Raw genomic sequence first — 19,610 nt, forward strand, 5'->3', positions numbered from 1 at the left:
CGAGGTCCCCTCGCCCGCTGTCAAATGTCCCATTAATTATGGGTTTTACTATAAATCAGATTGTTGGGGATTTACAGGAGATGCGTCTTGAATTAGAGGAGGTGGAACCGTATCTACGAAATGTAGAATTTTTAAGATACGCCCGCCAGAACCGAAAATCAGAGAATTAGCATCGTAAAGTGGAGAAGGACGAAAAGTAGGCAGGACACGTTTTGGTCCTGCCTATTGCATTGCAAGAATATATTTTGAAGTCATCTAAGACGTTACAGATAAACCCGCTACAATCCCCTTGCATTTTACGGGTAGGGTTACCACAGCGGGGCATCTTTTTCAAGGGGCTTGTAGGGCATTCTCGAAAGTTTTTTTTACAAGTTGTGTTTCCGGTTTAAGACACACCAATAGAAAATCTCTAAAATCCTAAAAAGTCAGCCATTGATGAAAGAGGACACCTTTCCCTTCGGGTTCGACCACTCGTAATAATACTTTCCCATCGTTGAGAAAATCTATCGCCATGAAACCGGTATGTTGATGTGCGAACAGGGTATTGTCCCCAGACATCACTTCCGTCACTTTTCGGCGCGCCGCTGCACCACTCACAAGAAGATAATCGGTAACGTCGCCTTTCAAAACCTGCAGGGAATGTTCATGTCCGGCAGCGTAAATTAAGAGCGGTGGACCTTGGGGCGGCAATTTTCGCGTGGCAAATGCTCGGTTTAGTGCCGCGACCATAGCTTTGTTGCGTGTGCTATGCATGTCTTGATCGGATCTAAAGAGGTGCGATCGTGCATAAGGATACATGGAGCCGACTATCGGTATCGGGATCCAGAGCCACTCATTCAGAGCTCTAACGGGAAAGAGGTGTGCCTTCCAGTCGTAGACCCCGCCATGTTCACCATACGTTTCCAATGGATGGTGTCCGACAACGATGACCGGTAATTCCGTATCTAAGAGTGCGATGAGCTCTTCTATCACCTGTTCAGGTGCTTTCTTCGGTTTTTCATGCTGATGGAGCCACCACTGCGTGTCCAGCACGATAAGACGCAGAACCGGATCGGTTTTCGGGAGTTCAAGGGCAACAGGACCCGGTGAGCCGCCGGGTGGCAGAAAATTCGATTCACCAGCGAGGGCATCGTTGATAAACTTTTCTTGTGCAAGGACTGCCCTAAGTCCTTCTGCCCTTCCACTCGCCCAATCATGGTTTCCGGGGATAAAGAGTCCGTGGGCACCAGCAGTTTTGGTAACAGCAAGTTGTGGGGTAAGTCGAGATGAGGCTTCATGTTTTCTCCGTTCCGTCATCCCGTCAGGATACATGTTGTCTCCTAAAAAGATGACGCTTGTGCGTGCCGCATCCTTCTCTGCCCATTTGCTGAGCGTTTTCAAGACAGGTTCATCCGGTTCCGGTTCTCCACCATCCCCCAATAATAAAAGGCGGTATTGGAGCGTGCCTTCCGTTTTGCTCTCATGTTTCGCGCTATCGGGTATATCGGGATGGTAATACGGTTTTGTGTGACTACACCCCGCGATTGTCAGTTGCACTGCTTGAACAATACAACAAAGAAGGATAATATAGCGAGTGAAATTGGGACGTTGATAAATTTGCCTCATGTTTCCCTAACGTTGCTATTGCTATTTGGAAGATTCAAGTGAATAATCGTTTTAACTGTCTATCCATCGTTGGATGTGCTCGACGAGTGCTTCCCGCGGGACGACCTGCTGCTCTCTGATTGCGAGATTCCGAATCGCTACGTTGCCTGCCTCCAATTCGTCAGAGCCAAGGATAACAGCATACGGGATACCTTTCGTATCCGCATATTTTATCTGCGTGCTGAGACGCGTTGGGCGACTGTAGACCTCTGTCCGAATACCATTTTGGCGTAGAAGCGTCGCCAATTTCAGGGATTCTTGGGCGAGTTCAGCATCGAAAATAGTGACTAACACCTGTGTCACCGTTTTGCCCACAGTCGTGGGGAACATATCAAATTCTTCCATCACGTCAATAATCCGCTCAATGCCAAAACTGGTCCCAGTTGCCGGGTAACCCTGCTTGCTGAAACTTCCGATGAGTTCATCGTATCTGCCTCCACCAGTGATGCTCCCAATTTTCGGTTCCTCTACAACGGTTTCATAGATCGGACCGGTGTAGTATTCCAAGCCGCGCACCATTGAAACGTTCATCCTATAGAATTTGTCCGGCACGCCAAGCGTTGTGAGATAGCCATTCAGCTCTTCTAATTCCGCGACACCCTCTCTCGCTATCTCAGAATCCCCGAGTTGTTCACTGAGTGCATTCAGCACCGTCGCTGGATCGCCTTCAATCTGCAGCAGCGCGAGCAACTGTTCAATGACGGGTCCCGGAATCTGATTCTCCGCCAACTCGTCCCTGACACCCGAAAGCCCAATTTTGTCCAACTTATCAATGGATCTATAGAGTCCGCCGAGTTGTTCTTCAGGCACACCAGCGAATTGCCCGATACCGGTGATTAATTTTCGATCATTGATATTAACCTCGAATTGTTCAAAACCGAGTCGCGTTAGCACTTGATAGATGAGATTTACATTTTCAGCATCAGCGAGCATACTTTCGGTGCCTACGGTATCCGCATCACACTGGAAAAATTGACGATAACGTCCTTTTTGTGGGCGTTCTGCGCGCCAGACAGGATCGATTTGGTATCGCTTAAACGGTTTCGGAAGTTGCGGATGCATCGCAACCACTCGGCAAAGTGGTACTGACAGGTCGTAACGAAGGGAGATGTCCTCCTTTCCGCCAACATGTCCTGCCTGATAAATGAGTTTCTCAGCATCCGGTCCGTATTTGCCCGTGAGCACTTCAGACAATTCAAGCGCAGGGGTTTGCAGAGGTTCAAATCCGAATTCCTCGAACACGTCCCGAATCACATCTATAACATACTGTCTGCGAATCATCTGCTCAGGCAAAATGTCTCGCATCCCGCGCGGAACACGCGGTCTAATAAAGGTTGCCATGCGTTTTCCTCCTTCAAAGGGGCTTCCCTTCTAACCTAAGGTTTATATGTGTCCGGGGAGCACTCGACTCCGCCGTCTGCGCAAACCTTTCCGCAAGGTCTGCTTCAGTTCTTCAATCTTCCCATGTTTCCATGAATCCCGGAGTGCCTTCGGATTCGCAATAAGCGTAGATTCGGATTCGCGCAACAGTTCGATCACCTTAAGTTCATTCGCCTTGAGCGTGCGCCGCGATGTCGTCGAATTGTCAATGATCGCATCCGCCTCTTCCGGAGGTTTCCCCTCAGTGGCACCAAACGACAGCATGAGTGTGATAGGTGACTGGTAACTGCCAAGCGTGTTTAGTCGCTTCCATGGTGTTAGAATCGTAGGAGCGACCCTATTTTCCGTCTTTTCAAGGATATATTTCTCGGCGATGTTCAAATATTCGGTAGATATTCGGATGTCTCTATCTGAGAAATTCACCAGCTCGTCGAACGTGTTGATATCGTCTCGTTCTTCACGTACCGCGAGGATAATATCAATATGCCCGTATTCCAGAGGCAAGATTTCCTCAACATCTGCGTCAGTTTCTTCGACCCAATCTTGACCGGTAATTCCTACATCGTAGAAGTCATCCATGCCGACATAAACCGGTATCTCTTGGGGACGTGAAATCTTGATTTGAAATGCGTTGTCGTTACGGAAGGTCGCGCGATAAGACCTATCCGTTTCGGTATAACCGTTGAGTTCATAACCGGCACGCTGAAACATTTCAAGCGTATCCCCCTGTAGACTCCCTTTCGGTAAAAGTAGTTTCAGCGTCCGTTGTGATTCCGTTTTCATCGTAAATTCTCCTTCTTCTATAAAGTGCGAAGAAATATTTATAGAAGATCTGCGACAGTAACCATCTGTGTATCGCCGGTTTTGATATGAATCCTGCGGATCGACGCATCCGGGACCAGGCGGAGCAGATAATCGTAGTTCGCTTGACTGGCGTAATCTTGTTGTGCCTGCAAATTGCGTTCCATCAAGTCTACTTCAACGTTCTTACCTGATCCCCGAAGTATTTCAGCAAGTCGTTGTGCTTCAGCAATACCTTCGGGTGTTTCCGCTGCGATGAAGTAGTCTTTTCTCCCGTTAACAGTTGTCTTATTTGTGTCATTAAAGGCTTCCACAAGCACGTCAAATTGGAAAGCAAATCCAGCACCAGGTATTGACGGCCCACCGAAGGAAGCGATCAAATTGTCGTATCTCCCACCACCACAAAGCGATAGACGTTTCTCAGGCAATTCGATTTGAAAAACCGTGCCGGTATAGAAATCGAAACCACGCGTGATACCCAAATTGATTTCAAAATCTGTAATACCGTAGTTTTCCAGAGAGTCACAGAGGGTAAGTAGTTCTTGGCGCGCGGGTTGCGCGGTATCCCCGAGACACTTCTCCCACACTATCATCACAGTGTTCTTATCACCACAAACTTTTGAAACCTCTATACAACACCGCGCCATTTCTTCAGCAACATTGAAATAACGGTGCCATCTCGCCTTATAAGTCTCCTCAGCGATAGTCGGTAGTTTTTCTGCAAAAGTGGGGACGGTGCTTTCGGTTAATTCCTGAATCCAGTCAGTCTCAATTTTGCCATCGCCTTGGTAATCAACTCCTTGCAGACGCCGCAGCATATTGAGCGTATCTCGTAGTGTTTCGAGATCCCAAAGTTCACTGTCATTACGGAGACTTACAAGATGGTCGATGTCCCAAATCATTTCTGCTTGGTCTTTTGGATCAAGCCCGCCTTGTTTGAAAATCTCACGGAAAACACCTGTATTGCCAATTTTTAACTGTGTATGTGAGATGTTGAGTTTCTCAAGGACTCGAATCGGCATCGTAATAATTTCAGCATCTGCGTGGGCGGAAGCCGGTCCAATGAGTTCAACACCTGCCTGTCGGAATTCCCGCTTTACTTCAGCACCATCAGTAATCGGTTCCTGTCGGGCACACTGCCCAATATAATAGAGTTTATACGGATAGGGAAGGTGTTGTAGTTCGCCATTGGCAATGAGTCTGCAGACAGGGGCAGTCAACTCAGGTCTCAGGGCATAATCCACCCGATCCGAACCCACGAACGTGAACATCTTGTGTCGGATCTCTTCACCAGATTGCGCCGATAATAGAGCAAAGGATTCAAACAAGGGGGTCTGAACTTGTGCATATCCATAAGTTTCAAAGGTTTCACGGACAATATTTTCAACAAAATTTCGCTGAACCATCTGCTCAGGTAGAAAATCGTTCGTTCCAGCGGGTTTCTCAAACTTTTCCATATTTTAATTTTTCCTTAATATGTCAAAAAAAAACCCAGTAAACGGTTTGCTCTTTTTCTCACGGGCACCGACAACGCGGTGCGGAGGAGAGCGGCTTGTTTACCAGGGTCCAGACAAGTTAGACTTGCTTCGTATCAAAGATAGTTATTCATATTCCCTCATCCGCTCAACTTAGAAGTGGACCGAATGATGGTGATGAATGTTAAATGTATTGATGTTACACATTTTTTAGTATCGCTTGCAAGTTGGAATTTGCCATTAATAAAGTCGTTGATTTTAATTCAATTTAATGATATTATACCTCATTGAAGAATGAATGTCAAATTTTTTTACAGACCACCGAACAACGCAATGCAAATTAAACCTATTTACATCATCTCTATCCTCGGTGTCCTGCTATCGATATTCCTATGCGGTATCTATTTTCAGTTCTCCTACTTTGAGCCAGACACCGTCTCGTATCTATTCCAAGCAAAGCTGTTCGCCGAGGGTAAGCTCTCAGTACCATCCCCCCCGGAACACGGATTCTCCTCTTCTCCGCATATCAATGTGCTAAACGGGAAATGGTATTCAAAATACCCATTCGGAAACGCCTTGATGCTGATGTTCGGCGTATTTATCAACGCGCCGTGGCTGATTCCCGCACTTGCAACAGGGGGCGCGTTGCTGCTGCTCTACCTATTTGTGAAAGAGATATATGGAGACATCCATCCGGGAATCGCACTGATTGCCGCAGGATTCGCGCTTATTTCGCCAGCAACGCTTGGGATGGGTTCGACGTGGTTTAGTGAACCGGTAAGTCGTTTCTACCTTTCACTTTATCTCCTTACACTCCTCAGGACGCTGAATTGCAAAGACGATGCCTCTCTGCTCGCACGGATTGGCTACCCGCTTCTCTCAGGGTTTGCGTTGGGATATGCGTTTAATACACGTCCACTCTCGGCGGTCGTCTTTGGTGTTGTCGGTGCGGGGTTAACCCTTTACCATCTGTTCACCCAATGGTTCAAAGTATCTGATCATCGCAAGTCCCTCGAAGGTTTATTAACACTTGACTATCTGTTCACCCAATGGAAACATCAACACGAAGCAGCGCAGGCGTTGCTTCCTACACTGAAACGCTTAGGGTTCTTCTTTATTCCATTCGTTGTGATGTTGGGTGTGTGTATGTCATGGAACGCACATTTTACGGAAGATCCGTTCATGTTCACGCATACGGTCGCGCAGCCTTACGACAAAATCGGTTTCGGGCTTCGCATGGAAGGATACGAACCCAATCTTGAAGAGGGGTTTATTTTTACACCCGCATGGGCACTCGAACGGACCTGGCGACACATCCTCCCAGGCATCAGTTTCAACGCCCTCGGTTGGGGAAGTTATCACCATAATTTATTGAAGGAGATAGAACTATCAGTGACGTGGTTCATCGCCTTTGTGCCGTTAATCCTGCCGTGGTGTCTCGTCCTTCTGCCGTTCTTCCACGGCTCGCGCAACAGATACGATGTGTTTTGCATCGCCCTACTCGTGGGCAATTTATTGCTTTATGCCTTCTTCTACTTTGAGGGTTCGACGTGGGGATTCACGCCTGTGAATGCGCGTTATTATACCGAGTCAACATTTCTTGGGTTCATCCCGTTAGCAGCGCGTGGTATATGTATCCTCTATGAACGGTTCAAACCGTTCCAAAGACGCGGGCTTGCAATTGGGGTCGGGATATGTTTTCTGTTGCTCAGTGTCAACATCGTGTGGAGTTATGTCCGCATCGGAGAGGTGTATCAGAATTGGGACCCTGTCTATCAAAAATTGCCGCCGATGGTAGCGGAGCAGAACATTCATAACGCTGTTATTTTTGTACCCCAGCGCCGCGATGCACCGATTGGAGATTATCCCTTTCAGTCTCTGGAAGAGGCGGATATTGTCTATTTTAAACTCGGTCCCTTACCTCGATGGAAATTGACAAACAGTGATTGGCAGAATGTCTACGCCCAGTATTTCACGGGTCGGAACGCCTATCTGTATGACCGGAGCGAGAATAGCCTTACACAGCTGAAACAGGAGTAATACGATCCCTACGAGGCGAGATTCTACATTACCTGTTCCAAGATGATAATATCCCCAGGGTTCCACGATTGCGCAATAATGTAAAGTTTGCCGTCAATCTTGCGGATTACCGCGCCATGCAGATGCTGGAAGGTCTCCACACCCAATTCCGCTTTTAACATAACCGTTGAAACAAGGTTGTTGCCCTCCAAGATGTAGAGCGGTGCGCCTTTTTCCTTGTTGGGTCCAAACAGACACGCGACGACAGCGTATCCCGCTTCGTAGTCAATGCTACACGGGAATGATCCTTTAATAAGCGGGAGTGTTTCCAAGTAGGCGCCATCTGGAGAATAGCGTTCAATTTCTGCATTTGCCCGATCAGAAGCATCCAATCGCTTTGTTCCGTCCGGCACGGTAATGTGATGTCCTGTACCGAATTGCCCCGGTTCATCACCTTTACCCCCGAATGCCAACGGATACCAACTCGCCTCAAGCGGTTCAAGGCTCGTGAGTTCCGCGCCCAAAATGTAATCTAAATCGGAGTAACCCGTCGTAACGTAAAGCATTCCATCAATATGTGTTATGCCGGTAGGCACAAACTTCCCACCTTCGCTGAAATAGGTGTTAACTGCCTGATGTTTGAAATCCGTCATTGCGTCCGGAGCTTCCAGTGTATGGACGAGTGTTCCCTCCATCGTCGTCGTGAAAATCTTGCCGACATCGTTTGCTGGGAAAGAGAGATAGGGAGTTCCTTCAGAGGTCATCCAGACGGTTGTGTAGTGTGCGTTGGCTGCTTTCAGAGCTGGAGGGGTCTCGATGAGGTGTGTGGTCTTCAGGTCAGCACTTATCTGGATGATGCCGACCCCCGGTAGTGCGAAATAGGTTTCACCTTTCCCGTCCCGTCGGTCCACATCAAACCCACCGTGTGCCGTGTCGAGTGCGGCGACAACTTCTGGCGGAAAATGGTCACGCATATAAAGCACCTTGAACTTCAGCGCGCCCTGCCCACTGGTCCGCTCAGATACTTCATGGTGTGCTACAAACTGGAAATCTCCTGTTTCTGTTGGGGGGTGTTCTGGCACGTGTGCATAAACGTGTCCAACTGTTATTATAAAGGTAAGGGCAAAAATTAAAAAGGCAATCCGTCTCATCCGAAATCTCCTTTCTATGCTTGTATCATCGCTCGGAACTTTTGGGTGAACTCGCAGCTGCGCGCGATACTCGCGACATCTTCCATCTTGTACTGGACAACGAGCGGCCCTGAAAAACCGATCTCTTTTAAGCCTTGCGCAAACGTTTCAAAATCGAAAACGCCACCCCCCGGTTCGCCGCGATTACTCCCTGATAGATGCACATCACCGAGGCATGCCTTCATCGCGTGCGCTGCTGTGTGCGGTTCCGCACCATCGTTAAAAAGATGATACGTATCACACGTCAGATAGACCTGCAGACCGGTATCCTCAACAAATTCCACGCCTTCGCGATAGTTATCAAGCGGACACCCCTTTTCAAACTCAAGCGCTATCTTCATTCCATTTTCATTGCAAACGGGTATCATCTGAGACAGACTGTCAGCAAGTGCGTCCAGAGATTCCTGTCGCGATACCCCCTCGGAGGGGTTCACCCACACCCCGATAACTTCAGCGTCAAATCGGCGAGCGACTTCGAGGACAATCTCAAAGTGCTGCAGTGCCTCTTCTTTTCGGGCGGGCGTTGTCAGGATGTGATTGCCGAATCCGATCGTCGGGGCAACGAGATTGTGTTGCTCAGCAAGACTCACAGCGTCATCTATCTCCGCAGTCGAGAGTTCACCGAGAAAGCCGGAATTCACAGGGATGTTGATACCTTCGTAGCCTGCATCAGCAACGAGGTCAAAAATCTCGGCACGTGTGAATCTGCCTAATGTGCCAGAATACGGGTCGTAACAGATAGTTAACATTTTTCCTCGCTTGAATCGGTTTCTTTCGATAAGGGATACGGGTCTTCTTTCGTCAGTTCACCGTATTGTCCTTACCAATGGCGACTTCCTGAAAGTGTTCCGCAGAGTTGTAAAACAGATGCCACCGATCCACCAGATCACTTTTTGTTTAGACAGCACTGCTTATATTTCCGTCCACTACCACATGGACACGGCGAGTTTCGTCCGATTTTCCGTGAGATTGTTGTGGCGCTGACGCGTGTTTTCTCCTGTTGACGTTGACGGAGGAGTGGCATAATACTATTTGCAGGGCGTCCGGCTTGTAGTGCGGAAGCCATCATCTTCATCGGTTCGTCAATGTGATTGAAAAACCGTTTATAGCCAGCACAGAGGTAGTTCAAGCCATCTTCACCTGTAGGCGTTTTGATGAATCGGTTCTTTGGGCAGCCCCCATTGCAGACGAACTTCACTTCGCAATTCCGGCAGTATTCAGGCAATGTATCCCGTTTATCGGTCCCGAATTTGCGTTGGAATGTTGAATCCACCATCTCGGCAATCGTATTTTCGGCAATGTTTCCGACGTGATAGTCGGGTGTGACATAATGATCACAGGAGTAGAGGTCGCCGTTATGCTCAATGGCAAGCGCATCCCCGCAGGTTTCATTGAATATACAGAGGCTCGGATTATAACCCAGCCATCCCTCTAATGCGACATCAAAAATTTGGACGAAGATCCTTCCGATGTCGTTGACGACCCATTCATCGAAAATAGTGCAAAGGAATTTGCCATATTGACGCGCCGTGACGGAACGCGGGGATACATTCTTGCCCCCGAAATGCTCAACCGCTGGGATAAACTGCATGAATTCTGCGCCGAGCTCTTTGAAATAGTTGTAGACCTCCAGCGGATATTCAGCGTTATGTTTATTGACGACGCACAGTATATTGTAATCGACCCGATGCTGCTGCAAGACACGCAACCCGCGAATTACCTGATCAGAGGATGGCCTGCCGCGTTTGTCATAGCGGTATTTATCGTGAATTTCTGGGGGACCGTCGATGCTGACCCCGATTAAAAATCTGTTCCGCTTGAACAGTTCCGCCCATTCATCATTGAGGAGGGTGGCGTTCGTCTGAAACGTATTTTGGATCTGCATACCGGGACGTCTGTACTTCTGCTGGTATCTGACTGCCTGTCGGAAGAAGTCTACCCCCATCAACGTGGGTTCTCCGCCTTGCCATGCGAACGTGACTTCGTTGGTCTCCTGTGCATCAATGTATTGCTTGATGTAGTTCTCCAAAATTTCGTCAGTCATGCGGAAGGAGCGCGTTTCGGGATAGAGTTTCTCTTTATCCAGATAGAAGCAGTACTCACAGTCTAAGTTACATATCGGCCCGATCGGTTTCGTCATTACGTGAAATACGCGCGGTGTGTTCTGTTGAACCATCTGATTGTCCTCTTTTCACCTTAACCGTGTAACATAAAGTTTCCAAAGATGTCTTAAAGTTTAGCATATTCCACATGAATCTACAAGTTTTAATTTTTCCTTGCGGTTCGGTCAGGTGCATTTGAACTTTAATGTGCCTTTACGTAGAACCGCTTGCGCCGTTGTTGCAAGCTACGGGTTTGGTGAAAAAGAACATCTCTTAACTGATAACTGAGAACCGACTGCCAATTTTTCCTTGCGGTTCGGTCATGCACAAATCCTGGTTTAGAAAAAAGAGAGATGTGATATAATATCTTATGTAAAAAATAGAGGATAACCCGTTGGCTCAGTATTTTAAAACTGAGTGTCCAACAAGATTTTAGACGTTTCGCATTTCATGGAGAATTTCAAATGAAACTATTATATATAGGTACTGCTTTGCTTTTATGCTTTGGTGTCACCTCGTGGGCATTAGAAGAAGACGATCCGGCGATTGTTGGCGTCTGGCTCTTTGAAGGCGATGTTAAAGATGCAACAGCTAACGGCAATGATGGAAAGCTTGTCGGTAATTTTAAGTTTGAAGACGGTAAATTTGGTAAAGCCGTCGTTGCGGGTGGTGGGGGTAGCATTGATGTGTCAGATTCAAAAAGCCTCCAAAGTATATCAGACGAATTGACCGTGGCTGCCTGGTTTCGCGTAGATGCCGACTCAGATACCGGTGTCAGAAAAAACGGTGCCTACCTGTTAGAAGACCAGTCCGGTGGTGAACCGATACCCGACGGTTTCTCATTCAGAGTCTGGACAGGTGCCGGTATTACACCCGGATTCTACGGTAAAACAGAATTGGAACAAGGGAAGTGGTACCATGTCGCCGGGACATACGACGGAAAAAATGTTGAGATGTACGTTGACGGCGAACCTGAGAGCAAAAAAGGAGCGTTGTCATCCAATAAAGCAGATTGGAAACCGGAGTGGAACGGTAAGGTTAATCCTGGAGAAACGCTACAACTTAAATTCGGTCCAGAACAGTTTACAGGGGGTATCGACGAGATTGTCCTTCTCAGTCGTGCCCTTGAGGCGGATGAGATTCAGCAGCTACTCAATGGGTGGGACGAGGCTTTCGCCGTTGAACCGGAAGGAAAACTGGCGACGACATGGGCAAGAGTGAAGACAGCCCGATAAGTTGATGATGAAACAGTGAATCAAGCAGAAGGTCGCGGTTCAGAGATTGACCCTGCGATGAAGAATCGCGACCAAAATACCGCTCTTACGATACCGAATTGGCAGACTATGTTGGATAAATCAACTACAATTGGAGAGGTATTTACCCCACTGGAATGGGCAAAGTGGCTCATCAATAAATGGGATATTTTCGATGCATGGATTGAGGGTGCACACATCTGCGACCCCGCAGCTGGGAAAGGCGCATTCGTCCTCGCATTTCTGGACATCGCGCGTCGTAGAGGTGTTCCAATTACCGCAGAGCGCTTATCCCGACTCACGCTCATCGAGATGAAGACTTCACATCTAACGTGTTTTAGAAAAAACGTCGCACAAGAATTCGGTTTTGATTTCCCAGCATCCCAACTCTTCTGCCAAGATGTGATTATAGAGTCGCACGCCGGAAAGTATGACATTCTTGTTGGCAACCCACCGTGGGTGAATTTCGCAAATCTGCCATCGGATTACAAAACGCGTATAAAGCCTTTTTTTCTCTCAGAAGGGTTGGTTCCAGACAAACAACGATTGCTCTTAGGTGCCTCTCGTATCGACATCGCGGCACTTGTTTTGAAGATCGGCCTCGGTCAATTGCTAAAAAAGAACGGAGTTGGGTATTTCTATCTCCCGCTTTCCCTCTTTTTCGGTGACGGCGCGCATAGTGGTTTTAGAGAGTATCGCGCAAACCGGCGCGATTTCGCCGTAGATACGGTTTATGAATTCACGTCGACACGGGTATTTGAAGGGGTCGGCACGTCATACGGTTGTGCTAAATTTCGGTGCGATACGCCTCAGAAGTTTCCAGTTAGGTATTTCAGGGAACTGAACGGAAACTGGACCGAGCATCAGGCTGTTCCACTTAAAAAGTCTACAGACCCATGGCGGGTCGTGCGGGACCTCAACGAACTAAACACAGACATAACTGTTGACCTTAATTTGCCGCCGACACAAACCCCACGACAGGGCGTGAATACATGTGGTGCCAACAGTGTTTTTATTTTTGAAGACAAGCCTTCACATCTTCCTGAAGCATTTTTGTATCCGCTTGCAACAAAGGAGATTTGGCGACAGGACGCGTCATCTCCTTATAAATGGATACTGCTACCGTATCATCGGGAAACAGGAAAACCGCTTACGCAGCATCAGATTGAACAGCATCGTCCGTTGAAAGAATACCTCCGCGATGCTGAACAAACACTGCGATTCCGGAAGGGAACGCTTCTCAGAAGGGCGATTGATAGGGGGTATTGGTGGGCACTGTTGGGTGTCGGTCCCTACTCGTTTGCGCCGTTCAAAGTGATGTGGGAAGCGTATGGGAAAAGCCAATTTAAGCCTGTTGTGCTGAGCTGCGTAGATGGACAGGCGTGGCAAGGCAACCAATCGATGCATGCGTTTATCCCGTGTTGGTCTGAAGATACCGCACACGAGATTAAGCGTGTGCTTGAGAACCCCGAAATCCCGAAATTGTTGCGGCAGCTCAACGGTGCAGGCAAATGCAATTGGGCACAGCCGGGAAAAATCAAAAAACTTCTAATGTAATTTCTCGAATTGAATTTTAACTTGATAAGGGGCATATAACGGGTTATAATTTTAAAGTGCTATCCTACCGATGGCAAATGCCCTGTATGGAGTGCTATTTCCATGCGTCGAGATAAATTGCTGGAAAAAATGAGGAATAATCCGCGCGATAACTGGCGGATTACCCATGTTGAGACCTTAGCAAGACGATATGGATTTTCAATCAACCGACCGAAACGCGGAGGCAGCCATGTTACACTACGTCACGATTCAGGTGTTCGGTTGACCATTCCTGACCACCGCCCAATAAGACCTATGTATATTCGACGACTTGTGAAAATGATAGATCAATTGGAGGTATGAATTATGAATAAGCTCGGGTATCCATTTTATATAAGTATACTGCCTGATGAAGAAGGTGGAGGGTATTTAATTGAATTTCCTGACTTGGAGGGGTGTATCTCCGATGGAGACACCATTGGGGAAGCAATAGCAAATGGTGCAGACGCGATATCCTGTTGGATAGAAACATCAAAACAGTATGGCGATGAAATCCCTCAGCCTCGCTCATCTGTGGACTCCCCCGAACTTTTTGAAACGGAAGTTGAGCAGGATGAAAATCCGTCAGGTGTTGACCTTGGTAACGTAATTCGCGAGTACGAACCTTTCCCTGAAATTTCGTCTTCAACTTGGCGGTTCACTTGGGCTGTAACTTATCCTTAAACTTCTTTGGCAATGAGGGCAGAATCGTTACTTGATACTGTGCTTTGGATATAACAAATGGGCATAGAGGAGAACAGCATGGGAAAAATAGCCGATGCAACTTTTAAAGGCAAATTCAGCACCTATGCCTTTGAGGTTTATACTACAGACACAGTTTTCAATTCTGTTGGGGCAGTTTACATACTCTCAAGACGTACCGTTGGTTCAGACGGAATAGGTAAACACGCGTTTTTATACATTGGTCAAACCCACTCACTGAAGGATCGAATTCCAAGTCACGAAAAGTGGCATTGTGCGAGAAATTACGGTGTTAATTGTATTTGTGTCCATCGGGACAATAATGCGAATTCCCGCCTGCACAAAGAACTCGACCTTCTCTCCGTAAACAAGACTCCGTGTAATACCCAATAGTCACTCTAACAATCCAAGGTCCAAGGACTGCCAATATGACACAAAAAACAGGGTTCGCCTATCATCCAGATTACCTTAATCACGACACCGGTCCGAACCACCCAGAACGCCCCGATCGGCTGCGCGCGAGTTTAGCCGCACTTCAGGAAAGCGAGGTCTGGGAACAGTTACATCCCATAGAACCGGTACCCGCGAGTGTCGCACAACTCTGTTACGCACATAATCCTGCTTATCCGGAACATATCCGACGACACTGTGAACAGGAAATTCCGCTCACTTATGATACCACCGTCGGGCATGAATCGTATGATATTGCTTTGCTTTCAACTGGGGGTGTGTTGCGTGTAGCGGAGGCGGTTGCAATAGGAACTGTGAAAAATGCTTTTGCGATGGTGCGTCCGCCCGGACACCACGCGACACAGGGACAGAGCATGGGGTTTTGCTTGTTCAACAACATTGCGATTGCTGCTCGTTATCTTCAACGGGAACAAGGGATTGGCAAGGTCGCGATTGTAGACTGGGATGTCCACCACGGAAACGGCACACAAGACATTTTTTATGAAGATGAGACGGTCTTCTTTTTCTCGATTCACCAGTCGCCGCTCTACCCCGGCACAGGTTCCAGTTATGAACGTGGAAGTGGAAAAGCACGTGGCACAACGCTGAACATGCCGATGCCTGAAGGGAGTGGTGATAATGAATACACTGCGGTCTTTACGGATGTTCTCATTCCTGCCTTAAGAGATTTCTCGCCGGAGGTCATCTTAATTTCAGCCGGTTTCGATGGGCACTACCTTGATCCGCTCTCAGGGACTGAACTCACGGCAGACGGATTTTCTACACTGACCGACCTAATCCTTGAACTTGCTCAGGAGACGGCATCAGGACGTGTTATCTCTGCGTTGGAAGGAGGTTACAGTTTAGAAGGGGTATCTGAATGCGTTGTGGGGCACGTTGAACGTTTACTGAAGTTTGATGGCAGTGTTTAGTGCCGATGCGTCTGATAGCATTAGGTATGAAGTGCCGATACAATTAGGTCAGGCAGTTATCAGGTTTCTGACCAACATGAATTGAAACGATACCGAACGTTTTTCGATAGAACCGGACATCTGTCAGTCCACACTGCTCCATAACGGCTTTCAACGCCTCACAATTCGGGAACTTCATGACGGAACGGGGGAGATACCCGTAAGCGTCGTCCTGACTCCGAGAGATGAGGTTACCGACAAAGGGTAGGATCTTGGTGAAATAGAAATAGTAGAGGCTCCGGAATAGCGGATTCACGGGCTGCGTAAACTCCAAAATAACGACCCGACCTCCGGGGGCTGCGACGCGCGCCATCTCGCGTATCCCCATCTCCAGATCTGAGACATTTCGGATACCAAAACCGACAGAAACCACATCAAACGTATCGTCTAAAAAGGGAAGGATCAGGGTATCCGCTGCCAGAAAACTCGTGCCTGTTCCGCGTTCCTTCCGTTCCACCTTCTCATCGCCGATGACCAGCATCTCAAAGCAGAAGTCTGAAGCGATTACAAACCCTTCTGCTCCAATTTTATCGGCATACGCAAGGGCGAGTTCACCCGTGCCTGTGCAGACATCCAGCACCTTACTCCGTAAGTCAACACCGCTTGCTTTGACCGTTTCGCGCCGCCAAGCCCTGTCGCGTCTGAGACTCAACAACGAGTTGAGAAAATCGTAGTGGTAGGCGACGGCTGCAAATAGATTTTGTATTCTTTTCTCGCTCAAATTTGGTCGAAGCCTCAGATATATAGCAATCGGCTTTTAGTAGATCGTTGTGCGGTTACAAACGTTTTGTCCGGCACAAGCGGGCGACTAACCACTGACCACTGACAACCGATAACCATTAAACTACATGCGTAATTCCGCGCCCAATTCACGATTCAGCCCTTTGACAACTTCGTCGTGAAGGGCATTGACGGCTTTATCTGTCAAGGTTTCGGTCGTAGAATGATAGGTGATCGTATAGGCGAGACTCTTTTTACCCTTCGGAACCTGTTCCCCTTCATAGACATCAAACAGACGCACCGAGTCTACGGAGTCGCCGCCCGTTGTATAGATAAGTGCCGTCGGCATATCTGACAGTATCTCCTTATCCACGACAATCGCAAGGTCGCGAGCCACCTTCGGATAGACGGAAATCGGTTCAAAGCGTTTGGCAAATGTAGCAACATCTGTTAAGCCGTCAAGGTCAAACTCAAAGAGGTATGCCTTATACGGTAAATCGTAATTTTCGAGAACTTCTGGATGTACCTCGCCGAAAACACCGATCCGTTTATCACCTAACAGCACTTCCGCGTTCCTACCCGGATGGAAGGTCGGAGTATCCGTCTTCTGTAGCGTCCAATCAACAACGCCGCATACCTCAAGCATCTCCTCTACAAGTCCTTTGATGTCAAAGAAATCTGGGGGACGGTAAGGATCGCTATAGACCCCTTCCCCAATCTGCCCTGCCAGAACACCCGCAACGCGTTCCGGTTCTTTCTCTTCGCCATCGTGGACGAATACACCGCCGATTTCAAAGAGCGCGATAGTGTCTATCTGGTGGTTACGGTTATGCTGTGCATTTGCGAGCAGCCCTGGCGTTAGTGTTGTGCGTAGCACTGACATCTCTGGACTCAACGGGTTCTGGAGTCGCAAGGTGTTACGAAGTCGATCATCCGGATTCAACCGGATCTTATCAAAACAATTCGGGTCGCAAAAACTATAATTCACCGCTTCCATCATCCCAGCTGCGAGGAGAAAATGTTTGATTCGCTTTCGAATTTCTGTCTTCGGATCCTGTGCTGGAACAGGAATATCGCCTTTGGGCAATGTTGTCGGGATGTTATCGTAGCCGTGGACCCGCGCGATTTCCTCGATGAGGTCGATTTCGCGAGTCATGTCAGCCCTGAACGTCGGCACAGTGACGTGATAGATATCTCCAGTAGCATCCACATCGAAACCGAGACGATTCAAAATCTGCACCATTTCTGATGCTTCAAGGGTCGTCCCCAATACGAAATTGACGCGTTCCGGACGGAGTTGAATTTCGGTCAAGGGCTGTTGTCCCGGATAGACATCAACGACACCTTCACAGATTGTTCCACCCGCCAACTCCACAATGCGTTGGGACGCACGGTCAAGGGCAGCGAGGACAACACCCGGATCGGCACCACGCTCAAATCTGTAGGATGCCTCTGTGCTGATTCCTAACGCCTTTGCGGTGGCACGAACGCTTGATGGGTTGAAATAGGCACTCTCTAATAGCACATCACAGGTCGCTTCCGTAATTTCCGAATCGTAGCCACCCATAATTCCAGCGAGTGCGACAGGTTGTTCAGCATCCGCGATGACGAGCATATCGGATGTGAGTTCGTGTTCAACTTCGTCAAGCGTTGTTATGTGTTCACCCTCCCTCGCCCGGCGAACAACAATACGGTTCTCTGTGAGTTTGTGATAATCAAAGGCATGGAGCGGTTGTCCATATTCCATTAAGACGAAATTAGTGACATCGACAATGTTGTTAATAACGCCTATACCGACAGACGCAAGTCGCTGTTGCAACCATGCTGGAGATTCTGCTACCTTAACGCCTTGAATGACGCGTGCTGCGTAACGCGGGCAAAGATCTGGGGCATCAATCGTGACAGATGTTAACTCTTGGGCGTCGATGTCGCTTTCTGTCAGGTCAACAGTAGGCGGTTTTAAAGGATTTCCGGTTTCCGCTCGGATTTCGCGAGCGATACCGATCAGGCTGAGGCAATCCGGACGGTTGGGCGTAATCTCGAGTTCAAAGACGACATCGTCCAATCCGAGAGCCTCTGAAAGAGGGGTCCCAAGGGGTATATCTGTCGGGAGTTCCATCAAACCGGCGGCAGCGTCAGAGAGTCCTAATTCCTTTTCGGAACAGAGCATCCCTTCTGAAGTTTCGCCGCGCAGCTTCGCGCGTTTGATTGTCAAACCGACGGGTAGTGTCGCTCCGATTGTCGCAACAGGCGCGAGCATTCCCTCGCGGACATTCGGGGCACCGCAGACAATCTGAAGTTCTTCAGGACCACCAGTATCTACCTGACACAGCACAAGCTTATCAGCATTTGGGTGAGGTCGGACCGAGGTGACACTTCCCACAATTACACCTTCGAGATCGGCTCCAAGATGCTTGACGGATTCTACCTCAACACCTAACATTGTCAACCGATCGGCGAGTTCAGTTGGAGAAAATTCAAAATTGATGTAGTTTTTAAGCCAATTTAGGGTTACATTCATAACTAACGAGGCTCCGGTCTGCTATGTCGACGTTTCAAGTCCCCCCAAGCGATCGGCAATTTTGCACGCGGTGAAACATCAAATGGCACGAGAAGATCTTCAAAATACTCAAATTGCGCGATCTGCTTACCTTTACCGTCACAAATACCGGCATAGATACCGACTTCAAGGGGTTCATCGAACTCCTGTTCGGTTTCGCCGATGTCTATCCATGTATCCTTGGCCTTCCGTTTCCACCATGCCGTGAAAGTATCTTTTTCACGGCGGAGTCGCATGTAAAGTGCCATTTCACCCACTGGGTCCTGGAAACCGGGGACGACCCCGACAAGTCCTTCACCGCCATCAAATTGTCGTTTCTGGTATTGGATAACGGCATTGTTGTTTTGCGCGGGACCGCGTCCCCAGAGTTTAATCGTCACCCATTCCCCTTCACGTCCCTGATGATCCTTTGTGGTCGGCGAGTACGCAACAACTCCCGCGACGACACAAGCATCTTCGTAATCCATAAAGAGATGCGTCTCTATATCAAAATCCCCTTCGTGTTCCTGATAGAGCCGATTCGTCGTGTCTGAGGGCCAAAGATTCCGGTTCAGTTCACCTTTGATGTGAAGCCATCCGGCTTTCGTTTTGCCCATATCCCATTCTTTCGGTTCAACGCCTTCTTCGTCGGAAGTCTTCCATTTCCAATTCGGGTTCTTCAAGGCGGTTCCATCGAAAGGGTCCCCGAGAGAGGCCGCGGCTTGCACGGAAGTTATGCCGTAAAGCATCGCGAAGCCGATAGAAAATAAAATAATCGCTTGTTTCAAA

16 protein-coding genes are annotated in these 19,610 nt (G+C 48.3%); 6 read left to right on the forward strand and 10 right to left on the reverse strand.

Going from position 1 to position 19,610, the window contains the following annotated elements; all coding sequences use genetic code 11:
- Positions 1-417: 417 nt before the first annotated feature.
- The 4 genes from F4X88_03090 to F4X88_03105 are packed head-to-tail and all read right to left on the reverse strand — an operon-like array spanning position 418 to position 5,282.
- Complete coding sequence (locus F4X88_03090; GenBank protein MYA55259.1) at positions 418-1,605, reverse strand: hypothetical protein; 1,188 nt, start codon at positions 1,603-1,605, stop codon at positions 418-420.
- 51 nt (positions 1,606-1,656) lie between these two features.
- Positions 1,657-2,985, reverse strand: coding sequence for a histidine--tRNA ligase (gene hisS / locus F4X88_03095; GenBank protein MYA55260.1), 1,329 nt, complete (start codon positions 2,983-2,985; stop codon positions 1,657-1,659).
- Between the two features lie 42 nt (positions 2,986-3,027).
- On the reverse strand, positions 3,028-3,807 hold the full coding sequence (hisG, locus tag F4X88_03100; GenBank protein MYA55261.1) for an ATP phosphoribosyltransferase: 780 nt from the start codon (positions 3,805-3,807) through the stop codon (positions 3,028-3,030).
- Positions 3,808-3,845: 38 nt separating this feature from the next.
- The gene (locus F4X88_03105; GenBank protein MYA55262.1) at positions 3,846-5,282 is read right to left on the reverse strand and encodes a hypothetical protein; all 1,437 of its coding nucleotides are present in this window, start codon (positions 5,280-5,282) and stop codon (positions 3,846-3,848) included.
- Between the two features lie 351 nt (positions 5,283-5,633).
- Between F4X88_03105 and F4X88_03110 the strand changes: the two genes are divergently transcribed.
- Positions 5,634-7,340: a hypothetical protein gene (locus tag F4X88_03110; protein MYA55263.1), complete on the forward strand. Its 1,707-nt coding sequence runs from the start codon at positions 5,634-5,636 to the stop codon at positions 7,338-7,340.
- 23 nt (positions 7,341-7,363) lie between these two features.
- On the opposite strand, the gene F4X88_03115 is transcribed toward F4X88_03110, so the two are convergent.
- The 3 genes from F4X88_03115 to F4X88_03125 all read right to left on the reverse strand — a co-directional run bounded on the left by F4X88_03115 (position 7,364) and on the right by F4X88_03125 (position 10,685).
- A complete protein-coding gene (locus F4X88_03115) occupies positions 7,364-8,470 on the reverse strand; it encodes a hypothetical protein (GenBank protein ID MYA55264.1) in 1,107 nt (368 codons plus the stop codon).
- A gap of 14 nt (positions 8,471-8,484) precedes the next feature.
- The gene (locus tag F4X88_03120; protein ID MYA55265.1) at positions 8,485-9,258 is read right to left on the reverse strand and encodes a sugar phosphate isomerase/epimerase; all 774 of its coding nucleotides are present in this window, start codon (positions 9,256-9,258) and stop codon (positions 8,485-8,487) included.
- Positions 9,259-9,395: 137 nt separating this feature from the next.
- Entirely contained in the window at positions 9,396-10,685 is a 1,290-nt protein-coding gene (locus tag F4X88_03125; GenBank protein MYA55266.1) for an anaerobic sulfatase maturase, read from the reverse strand.
- Positions 10,686-11,075: 390 nt separating this feature from the next.
- Here F4X88_03125 and F4X88_03130 point away from each other — a divergent pair, with 390 nt between their 5' ends.
- The 5 genes from F4X88_03130 (at position 11,076) to F4X88_03150 (ending at position 15,523) form a co-directional block, all read left to right on the forward strand.
- The gene (locus tag F4X88_03130) at positions 11,076-11,846 is read left to right on the forward strand and encodes a LamG domain-containing protein (protein MYA55267.1); all 771 of its coding nucleotides are present in this window, start codon (positions 11,076-11,078) and stop codon (positions 11,844-11,846) included.
- Positions 11,847-11,861: 15 nt separating this feature from the next.
- Entirely contained in the window at positions 11,862-13,421 is a 1,560-nt protein-coding gene (locus F4X88_03135; protein MYA55268.1) for an SAM-dependent DNA methyltransferase, read from the forward strand.
- 102 nt (positions 13,422-13,523) lie between these two features.
- Entirely contained in the window at positions 13,524-13,763 is a 240-nt protein-coding gene (locus tag F4X88_03140) for an addiction module toxin, HicA family (GenBank protein MYA55269.1), read from the forward strand.
- A 3-nt stretch (positions 13,764-13,766) separates the two neighbouring features.
- The gene (locus F4X88_03145; GenBank protein MYA55270.1) at positions 13,767-14,123 is read left to right on the forward strand and encodes a toxin-antitoxin system HicB family antitoxin; all 357 of its coding nucleotides are present in this window, start codon (positions 13,767-13,769) and stop codon (positions 14,121-14,123) included.
- A 446-nt stretch (positions 14,124-14,569) separates the two neighbouring features.
- Positions 14,570-15,523: a histone deacetylase gene (locus F4X88_03150; protein MYA55271.1), complete on the forward strand. Its 954-nt coding sequence runs from the start codon at positions 14,570-14,572 to the stop codon at positions 15,521-15,523.
- A gap of 43 nt (positions 15,524-15,566) precedes the next feature.
- Here F4X88_03150 and ubiE read toward each other — a convergent pair whose 3' ends face one another.
- From ubiE to F4X88_03165, 3 genes are all read right to left on the reverse strand, one after another.
- The gene (gene ubiE / locus F4X88_03155; GenBank protein ID MYA55272.1) at positions 15,567-16,283 is read right to left on the reverse strand and encodes a bifunctional demethylmenaquinone methyltransferase/2-methoxy-6-polyprenyl-1,4-benzoquinol methylase UbiE; all 717 of its coding nucleotides are present in this window, start codon (positions 16,281-16,283) and stop codon (positions 15,567-15,569) included.
- 123 nt (positions 16,284-16,406) lie between these two features.
- On the reverse strand, positions 16,407-18,803 hold the full coding sequence (locus F4X88_03160; GenBank protein MYA55273.1) for a phenylalanine--tRNA ligase subunit beta: 2,397 nt from the start codon (positions 18,801-18,803) through the stop codon (positions 16,407-16,409).
- Between the two features lie 2 nt (positions 18,804-18,805).
- Positions 18,806-19,609, reverse strand: a complete 804-nt coding sequence (locus F4X88_03165; GenBank protein MYA55274.1) for a hypothetical protein — start codon at positions 19,607-19,609, stop codon at positions 18,806-18,808.
- Position 19,610 lies beyond the last annotated feature (1 nt).

The organism is Candidatus Poribacteria bacterium (assembly GCA_009839745.1).
GTDB lineage: Bacteria > Poribacteria > WGA-4E > WGA-4E > WGA-3G > WGA-3G.